Raw genomic sequence first — 3,222 nt, forward strand, 5'->3', positions numbered from 1 at the left:
CGAGAACGAGCACCAGATGTTCCGTAGTTTCGGAACCACGCATCCCTCGGCGCGATGCTCGATATCCGCGAGAAGTGACACCATTTTGCAGATCTTCACACAGTTCTGCGTTGTCGATGGCGCCGATGTCTGGTGACATTCCGTGACGTCCCTCAGACGGCCCTGATGCGACCGACGCACTCTCGTGCCGAGAAGAGTACGGTGCGCCATGGCCGACAGACTGTCCGTATGGCCGGTAGTGCGCGCGCTTTACACGTGCGAGCGCAGGGTCCTCGATCTGCTGCTTGTCGAGGACTTCGACGGCGCTCCCGCACTTCGCGAGCAGGCGAGGGGTGCCTACGTTGTGGGCCATTGCGATTGCGGATGCCCGTCCGTGTGCCTGGCCCCGAACCCCGGTGCTTCACCTTCCTCTGGCCCGCGCCACGTATTCCATCGGGGCCGGCCGCCGCTTCGTACGGGGTTTCGATCGGGATTCGCGGGCGTTACCCCAGCTGGTCGTGTCGGCGCTTCAGGTAGGCGATCTCGGCGGTGTTGCCCGCCAGCTCGATGGCTTTGTCGTAGGCCGCGCGCGACTTCTGACTGCGGCCCAGCCGGCGCAGCAGGTCGGCGCGGGTCGCATGGTAGGCGTGATAGCCGGCCAACTTGTCCTCAAGGCGGTCGACGGCCGCCAATGCCACCTTCGGGCCGTCAAGCTCGGCCACCGCGACGGCCCGGTTGAGGGCGATGATCGGCGAGGGGTCGAGGTGGACGAGCTGGTCGTAGAGGGCGACGACTTGCGACCAGTCGGTGTCGCGTACGTCGCGGGCGGAGGTGTGCACAGCGCTGATCGCTGCGAGGATCTGGTACCGACCCGGAGCCACCCTGGCGGCCAGGCGCTCGCGTACCAGCCGGTGGCCCTCGGCGATCAGCGCCGCGTCCCAGGCCCCACGGTCCTGCTCGTCGAGGGTGACCAGTTCGCCGCTCGCCGAAACCCGGGCGGTGCGGCGGGCCTCGGTGAGGAGCATCAGAGCCAGCAGCCCGGCCACCTCACCGTCGGCCGGCATGAGGGCACGGATCAGGCGAGTCAGCCGGATCGCCTCAGCGGTCAGGTCGTGACGTACGGGATCGGTGTCGGGGCCGGTCGCCAGGTAGCCCTCGTTGAAGACGAGGAAGAGAACGGCGAGTACGCCGGAGACGCGGTCCGGGAGATCCTCCGCGGGCGGCACCCGATAAGGGATGCGAGTCGCTTTGATCTTGGCCTTCGCGCGGGTGATCCGCTGCCCCATGGTGCTCTCCTGGACCAGGAAGGCACGGGCGATCTCGGGCACGGTCAGACCGGCGACCATGCGCAGCGTCAGCGCCACGCGCGTCTCCATCGCGAGCGCCGGGTGACAGCAGGTGAAGATCAGCCGGAGCCGCTCGTCGTCGATGGCGTCGAGAGGCTTCCGCGGGTCGTTGTCGTACAACAGCTGAGCCTCCTTCTGCTTGTCGTCGCGCTTGTTCTCGCGCCGGATCCGGTCGATGGCCTTGCGGTTGGCGGTGGTGGTCAGCCAGGCGCCGGGGTTGGGGGGTACGCCGTCGGCCGGCCACCGCTGGACGGCGGTCGCGAACGCTTCGGCCGCCGCCTCCTCGGCGATGTCGAGGTCACCGAAGCGCCTGGTCAGGGAGGCGACCACCCGCGCCCACTCCTCATGGTGGGCGTGGGTGATCGCCTCCCGGACGTCGACCACGCTCACAGGAACGGCCGCACCTCGACCTTCCGATTGCAGGCCTTCGACCCCTCGGCAGCGAGCTTGAGCACCACGTCGAGGTCGGCGGCCTCGAGGATCCAGAAGCCGGCGAGGAACTCCTTCGATTCCAGGAAGGGCCCGTCGGAGAACATCGCCTCCTCGCCCCGGTTGTCGATGACGGTGGCGGTGCTGGGTGACGCGAGGCCGCCGGTGAAGACCCAGTAGCCCGCGGCCTTGAGCCCGTCGTTGAACGCGTTGATGGCCGCCATCTCGGTCGGGGTGGCCAAGCCGGGCTTGTCGTGGATCACAGAAACCAGGTACTGCATCTGAAGATCATCTCCTGTGCTTGGGGTTCCTCGTGGACGCCGCTCACCCCTGCTACGAACACTTCAGCCCGATCCGATACCGCTTCCCGGATGTCTTTCAAGGACATTCTGGTACACCGCCGGTTGTGAACGATCCGACTCGTCGAAGCCATCGCTGGACACCTGCGCCAACCGAGGCGTGGTCGGCGGCTTTCGCAGCGTTGCGCCGCACCTCGACCTTCCGATTGCAGGCCTTCGACCCCTCGGTGAAGAGCTTGAGCACCACGTCGTGACGGGGGGCATGGATGGACTCAGACATGCAGGGTGGGCCGGTAGATGAGCTCTTGGGTGTGGCCGTCGAGTGTCCGGCTCTCGATCAGCTCGAGGTCGAAGTCGGGCGCTCCCTGGAAGATCGGGTCCTCCCCGGTCTGACCGGTGATCACAGGGAAGAGCGTCACCTGGACGCGGTCGACCAGACCGGCGGCCATCAGCGCCCGATTCAACGACAGGCTGCCGTGCGAGCGCAACGGTACCTCGGACTCCTCCTTGAGCCGGGCGACGATGTCGACGGCGTCGCCGCTCACGACGGTCGCGTCCGGCCAGTCGAGGGGTCCTTCCAGGGTGCTCGACACCACGATTGCCGGCACGTTCCTCATCCGGGTGACCCATGGGTCACTCAGCTCGGACTCTTCGATGCCCGAGGCCAACATATGCGTGTGCGCACGATACGTGTTGGCCCCGAAGACCATCCGTTGCTCCTGGTCGTACAAGGCGAGGCGGCGATCGAGAAACTCGGGGCCTTGCTTGCCCCAGTACCCGCCCCAGTCGCCGTGGTGGGCGCCGAAGCCGTCGAGGCTGGTGAAGACGTCGAAAGTGTAGGTAGCGGTCATGATGTTCTCCTCGAGTACGGTTGATCGGGTGTGAAGAGACAGACTGGGAACGACAACGAGACTTATCGCCGTTGGACTTTGGGGCCCGGCCGCCCCGGATGCGGTCCCAGGGCTTGACCACGGCCAAGACGGTGGCGAAGGTCAGCATGGCCAGCGACACGGCGGGGGAAGAAGAGCGTGGCACGCCGATTCACAGGTCTTGACCATTCCTCAGGTCGAAGGCCTCGATGATCTAGAGGCGGCGAGGTACTTCTCGTTTCCAACGGTCTTGGCCATACGGCCAGGAACCGGTCGGTCGTCTAGTGTCCTGCGCCAGAA

Annotated in this window: 3 protein-coding genes; all 3 read right to left on the reverse strand. The window is 66.3% G+C overall.

Features of this window, described 5'->3' with window-relative positions; translation table 11 throughout:
- Positions 1–482: 482 nt before the first annotated feature.
- The 3 genes from HKK72_RS37880 to HKK72_RS37890 all read right to left on the reverse strand — a co-directional run bounded on the left by HKK72_RS37880 (position 483) and on the right by HKK72_RS37890 (position 2,904).
- Entirely contained in the window at positions 483–1,715 is a 1,233-nt protein-coding gene (locus HKK72_RS37880; RefSeq protein ID WP_315987650.1) for an RNA polymerase sigma factor, read from the reverse strand.
- Positions 1,712–2,035 (reverse strand): YciI family protein, encoded by a 324-nt coding sequence (locus HKK72_RS37885; RefSeq protein WP_187239204.1) that lies wholly within the window; start codon positions 2,033–2,035, stop codon positions 1,712–1,714. The genes HKK72_RS37880 and HKK72_RS37885 overlap by 4 nt, the downstream gene beginning before the upstream one ends.
- Positions 2,036–2,325: 290 nt before the next feature.
- Positions 2,326–2,904 (reverse strand): dihydrofolate reductase family protein, encoded by a 579-nt coding sequence (locus HKK72_RS37890; protein ID WP_187239205.1) that lies wholly within the window; start codon positions 2,902–2,904, stop codon positions 2,326–2,328.
- Between the last annotated feature and the right edge of the window lie 318 nt (positions 2,905–3,222).

This window comes from Actinomadura sp. HBU206391, from assembly GCF_014323665.1.
Taxonomy (GTDB): Bacteria; Actinomycetota; Actinomycetes; order Streptosporangiales; family Streptosporangiaceae; genus Actinomadura_C.

What these genes read in the sequence shown, in the direction of transcription:
- HKK72_RS37885 (WP_187239204.1), bottom strand. Translation starts at nt 2,035, where the DNA reads ATGCAGTACCTGGTTTCTGTGATCCACGACAAGCCCGGCTTGGCCACC.
- HKK72_RS37890 (WP_187239205.1), bottom strand. Translation starts at nt 2,904, where the DNA reads ATGACCGCTACCTACACTTTCGACGTCTTCACCAGCCTCGACGGCTTC.